At 69.3% G+C, this 16,634-nt stretch carries 11 protein-coding genes and 2 pseudogenes; 9 read left to right on the top strand and 4 right to left on the bottom strand.

All coding sequences use genetic code 11. The features are described 5' to 3' along the window. Positions 1–72 precede the first annotated feature (72 nt). Complete coding sequence (locus AB0I03_RS01465; protein WP_360404584.1) at positions 73–1,278, top strand: glycosyltransferase; 1,206 nt, start codon at positions 73–75, stop codon at positions 1,276–1,278. A 41-nt stretch (positions 1,279–1,319) separates the two neighbouring features. On the opposite strand, the gene AB0I03_RS01460 is transcribed toward AB0I03_RS01465, so the two are convergent. Next, on the bottom strand, positions 1,320–1,979 hold the full coding sequence (locus tag AB0I03_RS01460) for a cellulose binding domain-containing protein (protein WP_360404581.1): 660 nt from the start codon (positions 1,977–1,979) through the stop codon (positions 1,320–1,322). Between the two features lie 250 nt (positions 1,980–2,229). Between AB0I03_RS01460 and AB0I03_RS01455 the strand changes: the two genes are divergently transcribed. The 8 genes and pseudogenes from AB0I03_RS01455 to AB0I03_RS01420 all read left to right on the top strand — a co-directional run bounded on the left by AB0I03_RS01455 (position 2,230) and on the right by AB0I03_RS01420 (position 9,947). Continuing rightward, entirely contained in the window at positions 2,230–4,584 is a 2,355-nt protein-coding gene (locus tag AB0I03_RS01455) for an FdhF/YdeP family oxidoreductase (protein ID WP_360404578.1), read from the top strand. A 91-nt stretch (positions 4,585–4,675) separates the two neighbouring features. Then, positions 4,676–4,810 (top strand): annotated as a pseudogene (locus tag AB0I03_RS01450) (helix-turn-helix domain-containing protein); the annotation flags it as partial. 13 nt (positions 4,811–4,823) lie between these two features. After that, positions 4,824–4,919, top strand: a pseudogene (locus tag AB0I03_RS01445) (zinc ribbon domain-containing protein); the annotation flags it as partial. Between the two features lie 121 nt (positions 4,920–5,040). Next, a complete protein-coding gene (gene fdhD, locus AB0I03_RS01440) occupies positions 5,041–5,862 on the top strand; it encodes a formate dehydrogenase accessory sulfurtransferase FdhD (protein WP_360404575.1) in 822 nt (273 codons plus the stop codon). Between the two features lie 143 nt (positions 5,863–6,005). After that, positions 6,006–6,590 (top strand): hypothetical protein, encoded by a 585-nt coding sequence (locus AB0I03_RS01435; protein WP_360404572.1) that lies wholly within the window; start codon positions 6,006–6,008, stop codon positions 6,588–6,590. Between the two features lie 275 nt (positions 6,591–6,865). Then, on the top strand, positions 6,866–8,560 hold the full coding sequence (locus tag AB0I03_RS01430) for a DUF6055 domain-containing protein (protein ID WP_360404569.1): 1,695 nt from the start codon (positions 6,866–6,868) through the stop codon (positions 8,558–8,560). Positions 8,561–8,792: 232 nt separating this feature from the next. Continuing rightward, on the top strand, positions 8,793–9,179 hold the full coding sequence (locus AB0I03_RS01425) for an MTH938/NDUFAF3 family protein (RefSeq protein ID WP_360404566.1): 387 nt from the start codon (positions 8,793–8,795) through the stop codon (positions 9,177–9,179). A 393-nt stretch (positions 9,180–9,572) separates the two neighbouring features. After that, on the top strand, positions 9,573–9,947 hold the full coding sequence (locus AB0I03_RS01420) for a hypothetical protein (protein WP_360404563.1): 375 nt from the start codon (positions 9,573–9,575) through the stop codon (positions 9,945–9,947). Between the two features lie 68 nt (positions 9,948–10,015). On the opposite strand, the gene AB0I03_RS01415 is transcribed toward AB0I03_RS01420, so the two are convergent. The 3 genes from AB0I03_RS01415 to AB0I03_RS01405 all read right to left on the bottom strand — a co-directional run bounded on the left by AB0I03_RS01415 (position 10,016) and on the right by AB0I03_RS01405 (position 16,448). After that, positions 10,016–13,252 carry a COR domain-containing protein gene (locus tag AB0I03_RS01415; RefSeq protein WP_360405891.1) on the bottom strand — a complete coding sequence of 1,079 codons (3,237 nt, stop codon included), beginning with the start codon at positions 13,250–13,252 and terminating at the stop codon, positions 10,016–10,018. Positions 13,253–13,475: 223 nt separating this feature from the next. Continuing rightward, positions 13,476–14,063: a TIGR03086 family metal-binding protein gene (locus AB0I03_RS01410; RefSeq protein ID WP_360404560.1), complete on the bottom strand. Its 588-nt coding sequence runs from the start codon at positions 14,061–14,063 to the stop codon at positions 13,476–13,478. Between the two features lie 141 nt (positions 14,064–14,204). Continuing rightward, positions 14,205–16,448 carry a carbohydrate-binding protein gene (locus tag AB0I03_RS01405; protein ID WP_360404557.1) on the bottom strand — a complete coding sequence of 748 codons (2,244 nt, stop codon included), beginning with the start codon at positions 16,446–16,448 and terminating at the stop codon, positions 14,205–14,207. Positions 16,449–16,634: the final 186 nt, after the last annotated feature.

Genomic DNA, 16,634 nt, shown 5'->3' with positions numbered 1-16,634 from the left:
TGTGCGCCTGGGCACCGGTCCCTTGCATCCGCGCCGCAGAATGGTCCGTTCAACCGTCCGAACGGGGTACCGATGCGCGTCCTGCTCTCGACCTACGGTTCGCGCGGCGACGTCGAGCCCATGGCGGCCCTGGCGGTGCGCCTGCGCGCACTGGGCGCGACGGCGTCGGTGTGCGCGCCGCCCGACCCCGAGTTCGCGCGGCTGCTCGCGGACGCCGACGTGCCGATGGTCCCCGCCGGGGACGCCGTGCGACCGCTGGTCACCGGCACCGGGCCTCCGCAGTTGACGGACTTCACGGCGCGCACTGTCGCGGTCCTCACCGGACAGTTCGACCGAATCTATACGGCCGCAGCGGGATGCGATGCGATCGTCGCCACGGGGATGTTCCCCGTCGCCGCCGCTGCGCGGACCGCCGCCGACGTGCTCGGCCTCCGCTACCACCACGTCAGCCTCCAGCCGACGCTCCTGCCGTCACTGCACCACCCGCCGCCCGAGCGGCCCGGCCGACCGCTCCCGCCCGGCGTCACCGGCAACCGGGAGCTCTGGGCCCATGACGCCGCCAGCATGCACGCCCTCTACGGCGAGTCGGTCAACCGGCTCAGGGCCGCGAACGGCCTGGCGCCCTTGGTGAACGTGCGCGACCATGTCCACACCGCGCAACCCTGGCTCGCGACCGACCCCGTGCTCAGCCCCCGTGGCCCCGATGATTTCGAGGTCGTGCAGACCGGCGCGTGGATCCTCCCCGACAAACGCGCGCTCACCCCCGAACTGGAGGCCTTCCTCGACGCCGGGCCAACACCGGTCTATATCGGATTCGGCAGTATCCCCTTGCGCCCCAGGGAAAACTTCGCCCGCGTGGCCATCGGTGCCGCCCGCAGGCACGGCCTCCGCGTGATCCTCGCCAGCGGCTGGGCAGGCCTCGCCCCCGTCGATGATCTTGAGGACTGCCTCGCCGTCGACGATGTCAACCAGCAGGCGCTGTTCCCGCGAGTGTCCGCCGTCGTACACCACGGCGGCGCCGGCACCACCGCCACCGCCGCGATCGCCGGCACGCCCCAAGTGGTGGTCCCGCAGATCGTCGACCAGCCCTACTGGGCCCGCCGCGTCGCCGAACTCGGCATCGGTGCGGCCCACCCGGGCCCGAGCCTCACCACCCGATCACTCGCCGCCGCGATCGCCACCGCCCTCACCGCCGAAACCCGCGAACGCGCGACCGCAACTGCTGCGATGATCCGCACCGACGGTGCCGCCACCGCCGCGAAACTCCTCACTGCCTGAGACCCGTTCTCAGGCCGGCCCGCGCTCAGGCCGGCCCGCTCTCAGACCACGGCCGTGCAGGTCACCGAGCCGGGAATCTCGGCGCGGTCATCGATCTCCGCCTGGAAGCCCGCGACCGCGTCCTCCTCCGGATCGAGGCGGCCGTTCCAGTCCTCACTGCCGTACCAGCCGTGGTCGAGCTCGCGCATGTTCCAGTGGTTGTAGATCTCCACATCCCGCAGACCGAGGTCGATCTCCCACGCCCCCAACGTGACGCTGCCAGTGTTGACCACTTCGATCTGGACCTCGACCGAGTCGTCCCACTCCTGATTGACGGTGAGGCTCGCCGTGCACGACGCCGAGGAGGACTCCTCCGCACTCGAAGTGGCGGCCTCCGAAGGCGACGGCGACGGGCTCGCACTCGTCGGCGCATCGCTGGTCGCCGAAGCACTCGGCTCCGAAGGCGACTCGATCGCCGAACTCGAAGCATGGACCGAAGCGACCGTGCCCGACGGACTTGGACCGTCCGGAATGGACAGTGTTTCCAGGCCTTCGAGGACGCTCACCGGATCACGGTCGGGATCGTCGCCGAACACCCCCCACTGCCACAAGGCGATCAGCGCCGCGAACACCGACACCGCGCCCAGGACCTGCAGCAGGCGGCCGTGGAGACGACCACGCCGACCCGGCGAATCGCCAAGCGCGCCACCAGCATCGTCCATCACCACCGCCTTCCGCACAGGACCGCGCCGCGGGACCGGGACGGTGGACCCGCACCGGTCCGCGTCGTCCAGCGTACCCGGACCGACCCGCCCGAACGGTCCGCGCCGATTCGCCCCGATACCCCCTGCTCTGCCACCAAGAGCTGGCATTTCATCCGGAAAACCCACCCGCCGGGAACGAATCCCGCACCCCGCCCGCAACCGAGTGTTCCCGGCCCGGCACTGCATCGCGCCGCCCTACACTGCAGCAATGAGCAAGGCGCCCGAACTCGACCCCGCCCAGGACGCACCCGACGTCCGCCGCCCCCAGCAGCACGCCGTCGGCCTGCCCGCCGTGGCCAACTCGATCCGCGTCGTCGGCGCCCAAGCCGGCGCCAAACGCGGCCTGCCCCTCCTGCGCGACGTCAACCAGACCGGCGGCTTCGACTGCCCCGGCTGCGCCTGGCCCGAACCCCTCCACCGCCACCCCGCCGAATTCTGCGAGAACGGCGCCAAAGCCGTCGCCGAAGAAGGCACCCGCCGCCGCGTCGACCCCGACTTCTTCGCCACCCACGCAGTCGCCGACCTCGCCGAGAAATCCGGCTACTGGCTCGGCCAGCAGGGCCGCCTCACCCAGCCCGTCCACCTCGCCGAGCACGGCACCCACTACGAGCCCATCACCTGGGACGACGCCTTCGCCCTCATCGCCGCCGAACTCGCCGACCTCGACACCCCCGACGCCGCCGCGTTCTACACCTCCGGCCGCACCAGCAACGAAGCCGCGTTCCTCTACCAGCTCTTCGCCCGCCGACTCGGCACCAACAACCTCCCCGACTGCTCCAACATGTGCCATGAGTCCTCCGGCTCCGCCCTCGCGGAGACCATCGGCATCGGCAAAGGCAGCGTCACCCTCGACGACCTCCACCAAGCCGACCTCATCATCGTGGCCGGCCAGAACCCCGGCACCAACCATCCCCGCATGCTCACCGCCCTCGAGAAGGCCAAACGCGCCGGCGCACGCATCGCCACCGTCAACCCCCTCCCCGAAGCCGGCATGCAGCGCTTCAAGAACCCCCAGACCGCCCGCGGCCTCACCGGACGCGGCACCCCGCTCACCGACCTGTTCCTGCAGATCAAGGTCGGCGGCGACCTCGCCCTCTTCAGCATCCTCAACCGCATGCTCCTGCGCGCCGCCGCCAGTGACCCCGCCGCCATCGACCGCGACTTCATCGACGCGCACACGCACGGTTTCGCGGCGTTCGCCGCCCACCACGGCATCGACGACCCCACGGGCGACGACGCCGCGCTGGCCGACGCGGTCGAGCGCACCGGCCTCCCGGCGGCCGAGATCCGGCGGCTCCTCGCGATGGTCCTGGCCGCGGACAAGATCGTGGTGTGCTGGGCGATGGGCCTGACGCAGCACAAGCACGCCGTGCCCACGATCCGCGAGATCGTCGCGTTCCTGCTCCTGCGCGGCAACATCGGGCGCCCGGGCGCTGGCGTGTGCCCGGTGCGCGGGCACTCGAACGTGCAGGGCGACCGGACGATGGGCATCTGGGAACGCATGCCCGACCGGTTCCTCGACGCCCTCGGCACGGAGTTCGACTTCGCGCCGCCCCGCGACCACGGCCTCGACACCGTGGGGACGATCCGAGCGATGCGCGACGGCCGGGTGCGGGTGTTCTTCGCGATGGGCGGCAACTTCGTCGCGGCGACGCCCGACACCGCCGCGACTGAGGCGGCCATGCGCGGCTGCCGCCTGACGGTGCACGTCTCGACCAAGCTCAACCGGTCGCACGTGGTGACGGGGGCGCGGGCGCTCATCCTGCCGGCGCTCGGCCGCACTGACATCGACGCCCCCGGGGGACGCGAACAGTTCGTCACCGTCGAGGACTCGATGGGGATCGTGCACGCTTCGCGCGGGAGCGTCCCGCCGCTGAGCGAGGGCATGCGCTCGGAGATCGCGATCGTGGCCGGGCTCGCCCGGGCCGTGCTCGGGCGGGACGACGCCGTGCCCTGGGAGGCGTTCGCGGCCGACTACGACCTGATCCGCGAGCGGATCGAGCGGGTCGTTCCCGGATTCGCGGACTACAACGCCCGCGCCCGCGTGCCGGGCGGGTTCGCGCTGCCGCACGCGCCGCGCGACGGACGCGCGTTCCCCACGGCCACAGGCAAAGCGAACTTCACAGTGAACCCGGTGACCTCGCCCGAGGCGGGTCCGGGGCGGCTGCTGCTCCAGACCTTGCGCAGCCACGACCAGTTCAACACCACGATCTACGGGCTCGACGACCGCTACCGGGGCATTCACAACGGCCGCCGGGTGGTGCTGGTCAATCCCGAGGACGCGGCCGAGCTCGGCCTGGTCGACGGCGCTTTCTGCGACCTGGTGAGCGAATGGTCGGACGGGGACCGGCGCGCCCCGCACTTCCGGATCGTCCACTACCCGACGGCGCGCGGCTGCGCCGCCGCGTACTTCCCGGAGACGAACGTGCTCGTGCCCCTCGACTCGGTCGCCGAGGTCAGCAACACCCCCACTTCGAAATCGATCGTGGTGCGCTTCGAGCCCGACAGCGGTCCGGACGGCGACCACGCCCGGGGCGAGCCGGCAGGGGCCGCGCGGGCCTGATCCGATTAGGGGGCCCCGCAGTCCCGCGTTAGCGGGACTGCGTTGGCCCGAGGGCAGCCGTTTTGTCGTACCCCTGGCTTAGGCTTGCAAGGTGCTGCTTCGTTACCGATATCGGGTGTATCCGACCGCCCCGCAGCGAGTCTCGCTCGCGCGGGCGTTCGGCTCTGCCCGGGTCGTGTTCAACGACGCGGTCGCATCGAGGAAACACGCGCATGCCGAAGGCCTGCATGTTGGACGGGCCGTCCGGCCTGGAGGGCTTGAAGATCCGGGAGTGGACCTGCGGGTGCGGGGCGGTCCATGACCGGGATCAGAACGCTGAGGTCAACATTCGCCGTGAACAGCGGACGGCAAGCCGGGAATCTCCGCCCTTTAGGTTGGAGAGGATGTCAAACAAGCCAGTAGAGCTCGCCGAACCTGAAGGGGAGCTGAAGTCACCTGAAGGGAACCTGAAGCCCGATGGGCCGCGTCACCGTCCGCCGCAAGACCACCCGCATCGCCGGGGAGCACCGATCCGAGCGGGTCGACACCCTCGCCGTCGAAGAACCCCTCGAACTGCGGGTCGGGGGCGAATCGCTGCAGGTCACCATGCGCACCCCGGGCGACGACTTCGACCTCGCGACCGGGTTCCTCCTCGCCGAAGGCGTGATCACCAGGCCCCGCGACATCGTGACCATGCGCTACTGCGCGGGCGTCGACGCGAACGGCGAGCAGACGTATAACCTGCTCGACATCGTCCTCGCCGCCGACGTGGCGGCCCCGCCGAAGTCCGCCAAGCGGAACACCACCGTCACCTCCGCGTGCGGCGTCTGCGGCAAGGACAGCCTCGACGACGTCCGCACGAAGGCCGCTTGGAGCGTCGCCGAGGACGACACCGCGATCAGCGCCGCGGTCCTCGCCTCCCTCCCCGACCGGCTTCGCCAGGCGCAGAAAATCTTCGACCGCACCGGCGGCCTCCACGCCGCAGGCCTCTTCACCGCCGACGGCGACCTCATCACCGCCAAGGAGGACGTCGGCCGCCACAACGCGGTCGACAAGGTCCTCGGCCAGGCGCTCAGAGAGGGCCGGGTCCCGTTGCGCGGCAACGTACTGGCCGTCTCCGGCCGCGCCTCCTTCGAGCTCGTGCAGAAAGCGGTCATGGCCGGGATCCCCGCGCTCGCAGCGGTGTCGGCCCCCTCGTCGCTCGCCGCAGACCTGGCGGAGGAGTCCGGGCTGACGCTCGCGGGCTTCGTGCGGGACGACACCATGAACCTCTACACCCGGCCCGACCGCATCAACTGACAGTTCCCGGTTGCGCTGGCGCCTCCCGTCGGGCGCCGAGGCGAAGTGCGCCAGAGGGATCGAGCCGGGTCGGCGTGTCGTCCCGTTTCCCTACTCGCGAGTAACTAATCTCTCGGTCAGGACGACACCTGAACGGGGGCATCATGCGCAACCAGCCGAAGCCGCGCAACTGCAAGCCGCAGCACCGAACCCGAGTGGTGCTGGACGAAGCCGAGATCCAGCGCCGCCTGTCAAAGCCCCGACGACCCACGCTCGCCGAGCAGTACGCCGAAGCCACCGACGCCGCTCAGCGCGAGCGGTTCTACGCGGACGCGACCGACCCCGCCCGGCAGCAGCAAGTGACCGCCGAAGCCAACAGCCGCAACGCGCTGCCGCCGCTGCCGCGCCGGCCCGACGCGACGGTCTGGGTCACCCAGCCGATCCTCCGCATCCGCGGCTGGACCGACACCGCCATCCGCGACTTCCTTCCCGCACCCGAGCACTTCAGGTCCAACCCGCACGAGCAGGCGCGCCGCCCGATGCCCTTGTGGAGCGCGGCCACCGTCGCCCGCGCCGAAGCGACCACCGCCTGGCGGCAATGGCTTCAGGCCTCGCTGCAGCGCCGCGGCCTGACCCTCCGCGACCTTGCGAACTCGGCCAAGGGCATCGAGTTCCGCCAGAGGGCCCGCACCGCCCATGCCGCCATCACCGCCGCCCAGCGGGCCGCGCCTGAACGTCGAGGCCGATGACCGGTGCCGCCCGGCGGGCCCCGGCCCGCCGGGCGGGACTGCCGAGGTGCAAGCGACGCAATCGGACAGGGGCGAGCTTCGCCCCGGTATGCGTGATTGGTTTCAGAAATTCCCTGCGCTTGTGCCCGTGCTTCCAAGCGGGATCTAATATTTACGTCCGTAAATATTAGCTGCGGTCGACGCCGTGAGCGGGCATTTCGCGTGCTCACGGCACCGCCGCGGTTCCGCCTGCGGGCGCGCCGAAGCCGTCGCGCCCGAGCGAAGGAGCGCAGCTCATGGAAGTCACACGAAGTCGAAAACGGCGCCTCGGCGCCGTCGGATTGGCGGTGGGAGCCGTCATGGCCGCGTCCGTCGCCGTGGTGGCGGCAGTTCCGGCAGCTGCCGCCGCCTGCGACGCCGTCCAGTACGCCATCACCTCCCAATGGGGCACCGGCCACAACGCGGCCGTGTCCATCAAGGCCGGATCGGAGTCGATCAACGGCTGGAAGGTCGAGTTCGACCTCCCCTCGGGGTCGAGCGTCCAGAACGCCTGGAACGTCGACCACACCCAGTCCGGCGCCCACTTCACCGGCGAGGACGTCGGCTGGAACGCCCAGATCGGCGCCGGCCAGACCAAAGAGCTCTTCGGCCTCACCGTGACCGGCACCGGCACCATCCCCACCGGGTTCAAGGTCAACGGCGTGGCCTGCGGCGGCACCAGCACCCCCACCGAGACCCCCAGTGAAACCCCCACTGGGGGACCGCAGCAGCAGAAGCAGACCCGCACGCCCGCGTTCCTCATCGAAGCCGGGGCCTCCACGCGCAACTACGTCGAGTCCGCGAACTTCACCGTCCGCTGGGGCGACGCGGTCGACGTCGTCGCCTGGGGCCGCCAGCGCGGCTACGACAACTACCCCCAGTGGGTCGCGAACCACATGGAGGAGATCTACGACTTCTACGTCAATGAGGCCGGCTTCGTCGACCCCGCCGACCACGACACCGGTTCGCGGTACCGGATCAACCTGTACCTGTGCGGGACCTGGTCGAACGGCTTCCTCCCGCCCGCGAACTGGGCCGGGCCCGACGACGCCGGCGTCGGCCACATGTGCCTGCCGTACGACAAGATCTGGGACGACTGGGTCGAGTCCCACGAGCTCAACCACATCATGCAGTCGTACGCCAGCGACATCAACGCCGACAACGGGAACGGCGGCGGCTGGGGCCACGGCAACCCCGTCGCGGGACCGGTCTGGGAGGCGCACGCCAACTACATGGCGCGCATGCAGCGGCCCGAGGTCGTCCTCGGCTCCGGCTACTACCTCGAACGCCAGCACTTCCGCTGGCTCGCCCAGGAGACCTACTACGGCGACTGGCTCATGTTCGACACGATCGCAGAGCTCTACGGCGCCGAAGCGGTGGACCGGCTCTGGTTCGAGGCCAGACAGGGGGAGCATCCGATCGACACGATCAAGCGCGTCCTCCAGCTCGACCACCAGGAGTTCGCGACCTTGATCGGCGAGATGACCTCCCGCCAGGTCGTCTACGACTTCGACCAGGGCGCGGCCATGCGCAGCGACCTGTGGCGCAACGGCGGCAGCTACCGCCCGCTCCACACCGACCCGCTCACCAGCCTCGGCTCGAACCGCTACCGGATCGCCGGTTCCGATGCGCCGCACCAGTACGGCCACAACATGATCCGCCTCAACCCGACCACGAGCACCGTCGGCGTCCAGCTCACCGGCGCCTCCGGCCTCGCCGGGGCCGACTGGCGCTTCCGCCTGGTCGCGGTCAAGGCCGACTTCTCGGTCCGCTACAGCCCGCTGTTCGCGCCGGGCCAGACCGCTAACTTCTCGCTCCAGAGCGGGGAGACCCACATGATGCTCGTCGTCGCCGCCACCCCGTCGCAGCACCGCAACTACACGATGTGGCAGACCGGCGTCGGCGACCCGTTCCCGTACGAACTCCAGATCACTGGAGCGACGCCCTCCTGACGACTCAACCCGTTCGGACGAGCCGCGACCGCCCTCCGTCTCGCTACAGTGAATCGTTCGCTGTAGCGAGACGGAGGCACAGTGTCATGTACGCGGTGGGATCGCATCATCGAGATCGCGATTGCCCATGTCGACCGCGACGACCGGGTCACCGATAGCCGAACCCCCTGAAGCAGATTCCCTGCGGGCTTGCCGATCGCATCTGAACATGACCGCGCGAGATCATGATGGGATGAGCGATACAACATCTGATGGACTGCGTTCACCGAGGATTCTCTCGATCACTTGGGGGCGGATGGAGATCGCCGACCTCGGCATCGGCAAGGACTTCATGCTGCACCCAGGCGGTGGAAAGCCGTGGGATTGGCGGGAGTCGGGCACCGAGCACGACCCCGGCATCCAGCCTTCCGACGTCCAGTACCTGATCGACCACGGTGCCGAGACGATCGTCCTCTCCCTCGGCATGGAGCGACGACTCCAGATCGACCCGGCCACCATCGCACTGCTCGAACGCCTCAGCGTTCCCTATCAGGCTGCCGAGACCTTGGAAGCCGTCGAGCTGTACAACCAAGCACTCGCGAACGGCTCCGTCGGAGGACTCTTCCACTCGACCTGCTGATCTCTTCGCTGGTGCAATCCACCCTCAAGCGCAGCCCTGATCGACTCGGCCTCTCCTTCGAGCGCCGTTGCGACCTGCTGCATCTGCGGCGCACTCCGTTCGACGCCAATGGCATTCAACCGCCCGGCCGTCTCCTCGACCACGGGTGTCTCGCTCACGATCGTCGGCGCGACGGCGCGACGGCGCGACGGCGCGGCGGCGCGGCGAGCGGATGGAGCTTGCGTGCGCTTGGTTTCAGCGAACCGGCCGTCCGTCGAGCATGGACTGAACCTGGTGCAGAGCTCGCGACCGTGATACGGTGCCGCCACCCTGGCCCGGTCCGAACCTCCGAACCGGGCCGCCACCCCGGACCGGTCCGCAGCCGAACCGGTACTCCTCGACGAAAGGCCCGTGATGCCCGAATCTGACCCCCAACTCGTGGAAGACGGACTGGAAGTCCTCAAGCGATTCGCCGCCCGCGGCGCCACCCTCACCTACGGCGAACTCAACCGGGAACTCGGCTCGCCCATCACCTCCCCGTCGGCCGGCTTCCCCGGGAGGATCGGGAAGCTCTGCGACGACATCAACAAGCACCACGACGCCACCACCGGGCACGGGTTCATGATCTCGGCACTCGTGCACGGCGTCGACTCAGGCCTCCCCGGGCCCGGGTTCTTCGCGCTGGCAGCCGACCTCCGCCGCCTCCCGCCCACTGACGATGTAGGAGCCAAACGCAAGTTCGTGGAATGGGAATGCGAGGCGGCTTTCGCCGCCTACCGCCCTGAGTGAGTGCGCGGTCGGCGCTGGAATTGCGGCGCCGACGCCGTTTCCGTTCCCGGCCGGAGCGAGGTTGCGGATCACCGGTAGCGGTCGGCGAAGTCCTTGTGGACCCAGCGGAACCGGTCGCCGGACCGGACCCGGACCAGCCCCCCGAAGTCGGGGTCCTGCTGTTCCACCAGGGCGCGAAGCCGATGGATGCGGCCGCGGGTGAACTCGTCGAACCGAGCCTCGCCGCCGAGAGCCGGATCGGCGTCCTTCCAGGCGGCGAAGTCGGAGGCGTTGGAGGCGAGCTCCTTGACGGCGGACGCCGCCAAGCCGACCTCGTTCTCGATGCCCTTCCAATCCGAGCTGTCGAGCTCAAGGCGTAGACCCGCGGGCACCAGTTCCCCGCCGAGTCTGAGCATTCTGGCCGTGAAGTTGATCCACGGCCGGGCCTTGGTGAGCCATTCCCGGTCCATGTCGAACGTGTAGACCCCCTTGTCCGGGTCGCCGTCGAGGAGGTGCACGGGCCTGCGCGAGTGCTCGCAGTGGAGGACCACGCGGATGCGCTGCTGCGCAAGGCCTTTGAGCCGCGGCGCTGAATCGTCCTGGGTCACCGTGAACAGCCGCGGGCCGTGCAGGCCGTCATCGGCGAGCAGTCGGAAACCCATCTCGATCAGCTCTTCGACCCGGGTGTCCGCCTCCGTCATGGCGCGGCGCAGGTCGGCGCTCACATGGGCCCGCGTCAGCGAGCCCTGCTCGTCGACCAGTTCGCGAAGCGAGTCGAGTCGCGCCTGGATATCCGCGACGATTCCGCCGTCGGATTCGGGCCGGTTCTCGGCGATCGCCCCGAGCTCGCCGATGAGTGCGTCCAGCGGGACCATCCGGTTGCACTGCTGACAGGCGGCGCCGTCATGGCCCTCGGCCTTGAACGCCTGAAGCCGTTCGAGGTCGAACAGCATCGAGCCCGCCTCGGGCCGGTCCCCGGCCGCGCAGACGGCACCGCACGGGACTCGCGTCACCCGGGTCAGGCCCCTCCACTCAGGTAGGTGGTTGCATATCTCGTCAGCCAGCAGCTTGCACAGGTACGTGGGGTAGGCCGCCTTGACGGCCACCGAAAGGCGATCGTCCTCGATCCGCACTAGGGCCCTGCCGTGGTTGCCGTCGTCCAAGACCACACCGGACGCCCAGTGCACGCCGCGGTCGAGATCTCCCTTCCGGAGTGCGAAGCGGTGGAACCGCGCGATGAGCCGGAACATGAGCCCCTCGGGTATCGCCGGGCGGCCGCTCGCATCGCGGAACTCGATCACATACGACTGCTCCGGAAGCCCGTCGGTGTACCGCGTCCAGTCCTCCAAATCAGGCTCCACAGTGGATACCAGCTGGGTGACGAGGCTCGTCGGACCGTCGCGGGAATCCCTCACTGGGTAGGCGATCTCGAACTTGTGCATGAGCTCGATCAGCGCCGCATGGACGCGCCGCGGGTAGCGCTTGTGCTCAGGCCTCATCGGATCGTCCCACAACCGCCTGAGTCGATCGTGCGAGACGAACCCTTCCCGGTCCCGTGTCATCTGGTCGTTCAAGGCCAGGCTGACGGCTCGACTGAGCCAGTCCCCCTTGAGTACCACGAGGTCGTCGAGCCCCCTGGCATCGGGGAAATAGCACCAGCGCCCGAGCTCGGTCGCGACCCGGGCTAGCGTGAGCGCCGAGTCGTCATTGAGACCGCGGCTCCGGGTCCGGTCCAGGTAGTCGTCGATCGCGAGGTGGCTCTCGCCGCCATCCGCGAGTTCCTCCATGACCACCCGCCAGCGGGCCGGAAGTCGCTGCTCCAGATGCGGAAGGTCCGCGGCGGTGGCGGCGATGGCGGCGGCGAGTTCCGCGATGCCGCGGCCGGTCTTGCTGTCGATGCGGTGGTACCCGGCGATGTCCTCGCCGCCCTTGCGTTCCAGGCGAGCCCGATCCAGGTCGCCGAGATGGTCGTCCGCGTCGGCGTGGGTCGCGACAATGTGGAGGCGCGCGCCGGGGCCTACTCGTCGGCGCACCAGATTCACCCAGTACTCGACGAAGCCCTGCGCAGCCCCGCTGCGGGGGTTCCATACGATGACGAACACCGCCGGCGCGGTGAAGAACCACTGCTGTACGGTGCGGTTGGCCGACTGGCCACCGAAATCCCAGGCGTTCAACGTCAACGGCCGCCCGAGTCCGTCGGCCAACGTCACCGGTCCGATCTCGAGCCCGTGGGTGAGGGGGCGCTGCTCGACGAAAGGCTCGCCGCGCATGGCAGCGAGCAGCGAGGACTTGCCGACCGCGCCTTCGCCGATGACGACCAGTTTGGCCTCGCGGACGACGACAGTGTCGATCTCCCGCTCACGAAGGTAGGTCAGAACCGCCTCGGTCCCCTGCTCACTCGCGGCCTCGAGTTCTGGTGACAGGTCGTTGCCCTCGACGGCGAGCGTGCGGAGCGCAGTGGCACGGGAGAGGCTCGAGGGGAGGTCGGTGAGGCGGTTGCCCCGGAGATTGATCGTGACCGTTTCCCGAAGCTCACCGATCTCGTAGGGGAGCGACGTCAGACGGTTGTCGCTGAGATTGATGTGGGTCAAGCGCACGAGTCTGCCAATGTCGGCCGGGATCGTCCTGATGTGATTGCCGCCGAGGTCGAGTTGGGTGAGATTCTCGAGTCTGACGACGACGCCCGGAAACCCCCTGATCTCATTGCGGCCGAGGCTGAGATGCGTCAGGCGTTTTAGCTCGCCGATCTCCCTAGGAACTCTTTCGAGGCGGTTGCCGCTCACGACAAGTCGGGTCAGGCCGACGCAACTGCCGATCGACCCGGGCAGACTGGTCAGGCGGTTCCCGCCGAGGTCGAGATCCATCAGGCCCTGCAACGAAGCGACGTCGTGGGGGAGCGAGGTGATCTCGTTGCCATACAGGTCCAGGAAGCTGAGGTGTGGGAGGCGGAAGAGGAACCATGGAAGGTGTTGGATCCGGTTGCCGCCGAGCACGAGTTCCTCCAGCCGAGTGAGCCGGCCGATCGCCTCGGGCACTTCAGGAAAGCGGTTGGTGTGGAGTTGCAGACGGGTCAGGCGGGTCAAATCGCCGATTTGCGGCGGCAGCTGATCGAGTTCATTGCGCTGGAGATTGAGGTTGCGCAAGCCGCGAAGCCCACCAATGAAATCCGGAAGCACGGCGAGCCGATTGAAACTGAGATCAAGATCGACCAGACCGGTGAGCTCGCGAGCCCGGTCAGGAAGCTTCGCGAGTTTCAGCCCGGAGAGGTCCAACACCTCGGCACCGGTCCGAACCGCCTGGGCGATCAGGAATTCCGCCACTTCCATCGACACGACAAGGCTCCTTAGGGGAATAGCACGAGTCTAGGCACCCTCCGCACACCGCGCGGTCCCCCAGACGGGTCGACAGCACCGGTGAGACCTCCGGCGTCATCCCAGTGGGGCAGCATGAACGGATACCTGCGGAAGCACTCCCGTCGATGAAGCGAACGCTTCTTGAGGCGTGGCAGGCCGAACCCGGCCTGCCACGCCTTCGAACTTGCAGGCTCGCTCAGGGGCGCCAGGCGGGGTTGCGGCCGGTGAGGGCGATGAGTTGGTCTTGCGGGGTGGCGGTGGCGGGGACTTCGACGACGGGGGCGTAGATGCCTTCGCGGGCGGTCTGGTCGTGGGCGTCCTGGCCGGTGAAGGCGGTGAGGGTGGCGATCACGGCGGGGTCGAGTTCGTAGGGCTGGCCGGTGGCGCGGGCGAGGTCCCAGCCGTGGACGGCGACTTCGTTGAGCGCGACGAGGCCCATGATTGAAGCGGGGAGCGTCACGCCTCCGGCGAGGGCCTCGCCTTCCCAGGCGGAGGGCTCGCTCCAGGCGTCGGCGAGTTCGCCGAGGCGTTGTTCGAGTTCGGCGCGCCAACCGGGTTGCAGGGTCGTCGGCGGCTCGCCCGGAGGGGCGTCGTTGTGGGGGCCGGTCTCGCCGCGGGCGGCGGCGGTGAAGGCGAGGCTCAGGCCGATCAGGTGGTTGAGCAGCTGCGCCTGGGTGTAGTGGCCACACGGGGTCGGGTCGGACAGGCGGGCGTCGTCGACGCCGTCGATCAGGCCCGCCACCAGGCCGGTCGTGTGCTTGAAGTCGGTCGTGCTCTCGCTCATGGGTCTGCGCTCCTTCGATGGCTCACGAGTGGAGACGACGCGCAGCGCCCGGATTCATCGGTGCACATTTATCGGTGCACCTTTCGGTGCAGCGGGCCGGGGCCCGCGGCGAAGGCCGCGGGCCCCGGTTCCAGAGGAGGGTCAGGGTGTGGTGATGGCCGGGAACGGGTAGCTGGTGACGTCGCTGCCGATGTAGAAGCTCGGGTGCGGCGGCTGGTTGTACGCCGTGTTCTGCCAGGCGATCGCCACGCGGTACTGCGGGTCGTGCATGAGGGTGGCGATGCGCAGGTTCGTGGTGGAGGGCGTGGCGTAGATGCGCAGCGCGCTGTTGTCGCTGGTGCGCCAGACGACCTCCTCGCGCCAGTCGCCGAACAGGTCGGCCGAGAGGCCCGGTGTGGCCTTCGTGCCGTTGTTGGAGGCGACGCCGGAGCCCGAGAGGAGCGTGCCGGACGGGTAGTTGGTGATCTGGGTGCCGTCGAGCAGCTCGCGCTCGCCGTCACCGTCCCACCAGGACACGAAGTTGGCCGAGGCCGGCTTCGCGCCGATGTTCGACCCGGAGGCGTTGAGCAGGCCGGCCGCGTTCAGCGACCAGAACTCCGCGCCCGCGTTGCTCCCCAGCACGTTCGCGCCCACGCCGCGACCGTTGTCCCCGCTCGCGGGCGTCTGGAACAGGATCGCGCCGTTCGATGCGTTGAGGCTGGAGGACGGCTGGCTGCCGCTCTCGTGCGGCATGAACACTTCCTGCCCGGCGCGGCCGGGCACGAAGTCGCTCACGTGCAGCGCGTCCCCGTGTCCGAACCGGGTGTTGTACAGCGCCTGGCCGTTCGACCCGACGGCCATCGCCCCGTAGACGATGTCCTGGCGGCCGTCGCCGTTGAGGTCGGCGACCGAGAGGCTGTGCGCCCCCTGGCCCGCGTACTGGCTGCCGGCGCTGTTGGAGTCGAACACCCAGCGCGACACCAGGTCCGTGCCGTTGAAGTCGACCGCCCAGATGACGCTGCGCGTGTAGTAGCCGCGCGCGAACACCATGCTCGGGTGCTGACCGTCCAGATAGGCTGTTCCGGCGAGGAACCGGTCGACGCGGTTGCCGTAGTTGTCGCCCCAGTCGTTCACGTTCCCGCGCGCGGGCTGGTAGTTGATCGTGTCGAGCACGGCCCCGTTGGCGCCGTTGAAGATCGTCAGGTATTCGGGCCCGGTGAGGATGTAGCCGCCGCTGTTGCGGTGGTCCGCGCTCCCGTTGCCGATGACCTGCCCGGTGCCCGAGACGGTGGCGTCGGCGGTCTTCATCGCGATCTCCGCGTCGCCGTCCGAGTCGTAGTCGTACACCTGGAACTGCGTGTAGTGCGCCCCGGCCCTGATGTTGCGGCCCAGGTCGATCCGCCACAGCCGCTGGCCGTTGAGCTTGTACGCGTCGATGTAGACGTTCCCGGTGTAACCCGACTGCGAGTTGTCCTTGGCGTTGCTCGGGTCCCATTTGACGAGGTACTCGTACTGGCCGTCGCCGTCCAGGTCGCCCACGCTCATGTCGTTGGCGTTGTAGGTGTACGCCTCGCCCGAGGGGGTCGTCCCGCCCGCGGGCCGCTGGATTGGGATGTCCTTGTAGCCGCTGCCGTTGAAGACCACCTCGGCACCGCTCTGGGTGCCGACGGTGCCGCCGTTGACGGCCGCCACGGTGTACGTGCCGCTGCCGCCCGCGTCGAGGTAGTTGGTGGCGCCGGTGATCGGGGAGCTGTTGAGCAGGGTCCCGTTGCGGTACACGTTGAACGCCGTGTTCGCGGCGTCGGTGCCGAGGAGCCGCCAGCTGACGAGGCTGCCGCCGCCGGACGGGACGACGGTGACGCCGCGCCCGAGGTCCTCCATGACGGGCCCGGTCTGGGCCGTGCCGCCGTCGGTGAGTTCGACGTAGTCGATGTTCGCGAGCCCGCCCGCGGCGGTGGCATCGAGGCGGACGGTGTTCGACCCGGCGTTGACCGGGACGGTGACGGTCTTGGTCGACCAGGTCGTCCACGCGCCGGTCGCGGCGAACGCGCCGGCCGACTGCACGGTGGCGCCGTTGACGAGGAGGTTCGCGGGGCGGGAGTCGGTGCCGCCGTGGGCGTACCGGATCGCCAGGGTGGCGGTGCCGGCGCTCGCGGCGGTGACGGTGAACTGGGCGGAGGCGCCGACGGCGTTGCGGGAGTTGCAGAACCCCGAGCCGGAGTACCCGGCGTGGTTGGCGTCGACGGTGCCGTCGCAGACGGCCGGAGCCGTCTCGGCCTCGTAGCGGACGGTGGCGGCGTTCGCATTGGTCATCGCGATGAAGGTCGCCGCGGCGGCGACCAGGCCTATGGCCGCTGCCGCCGGGGCTCGCAGGCGTCTGGCCCGTCGAGCGGTGGACTCGTTCATGGTCACTCCGTATGTGGTGAGGGTCGCCCGGCCGCGGGCACGCGAAAGGGCCGCGGCGGGCGCGCATTGGCACAGGGTGCGGTGGCGGGCGACGCGGCGTGCCGGGGCGCGCGACCGCCTGCATTGACATCGAAACATTGAATTGAATCGATATAATGGCGTGGAGCCAGAATAACCTGAAAGCGC

Source organism: Glycomyces sp. NPDC021274 (assembly GCF_040641195.1).
GTDB lineage: Bacteria > Actinomycetota > Actinomycetes > Mycobacteriales > Micromonosporaceae > Glycomyces.
The sequence above is the reverse complement of the archived record's forward strand: the minus strand, read 5'-3'. Positions and strand labels throughout refer to the sequence as shown.

Coding starts and splice junctions, on each gene's coding strand:
- AB0I03_RS01465 (WP_360404584.1), top strand. CDS start 73: ATGCGCGTCCTGCTCTCGACCTACGGTTCGCGCGGCGACGTCGAGCCC.
- AB0I03_RS01460 (WP_360404581.1), bottom strand. CDS start 1,979: ATGGACGATGCTGGTGGCGCGCTTGGCGATTCGCCGGGTCGGCGTGGT.
- AB0I03_RS01455 (WP_360404578.1), top strand. CDS start 2,230: ATGAGCAAGGCGCCCGAACTCGACCCCGCCCAGGACGCACCCGACGTC.
- fdhD (WP_360404575.1), top strand. CDS start 5,041: ATGGGCCGCGTCACCGTCCGCCGCAAGACCACCCGCATCGCCGGGGAG.
- AB0I03_RS01435 (WP_360404572.1), top strand. CDS start 6,006: ATGCGCAACCAGCCGAAGCCGCGCAACTGCAAGCCGCAGCACCGAACC.
- AB0I03_RS01430 (WP_360404569.1), top strand. CDS start 6,866: ATGGAAGTCACACGAAGTCGAAAACGGCGCCTCGGCGCCGTCGGATTG.
- AB0I03_RS01425 (WP_360404566.1), top strand. CDS start 8,793: ATGAGCGATACAACATCTGATGGACTGCGTTCACCGAGGATTCTCTCG.
- AB0I03_RS01420 (WP_360404563.1), top strand. CDS start 9,573: ATGCCCGAATCTGACCCCCAACTCGTGGAAGACGGACTGGAAGTCCTC.
- AB0I03_RS01415 (WP_360405891.1), bottom strand. CDS start 13,252: ATGGAAGTGGCGGAATTCCTGATCGCCCAGGCGGTTCGGACCGGTGCC.
- AB0I03_RS01410 (WP_360404560.1), bottom strand. CDS start 14,063: ATGAGCGAGAGCACGACCGACTTCAAGCACACGACCGGCCTGGTGGCG.
- AB0I03_RS01405 (WP_360404557.1), bottom strand. CDS start 16,448: ATGAACGAGTCCACCGCTCGACGGGCCAGACGCCTGCGAGCCCCGGCG.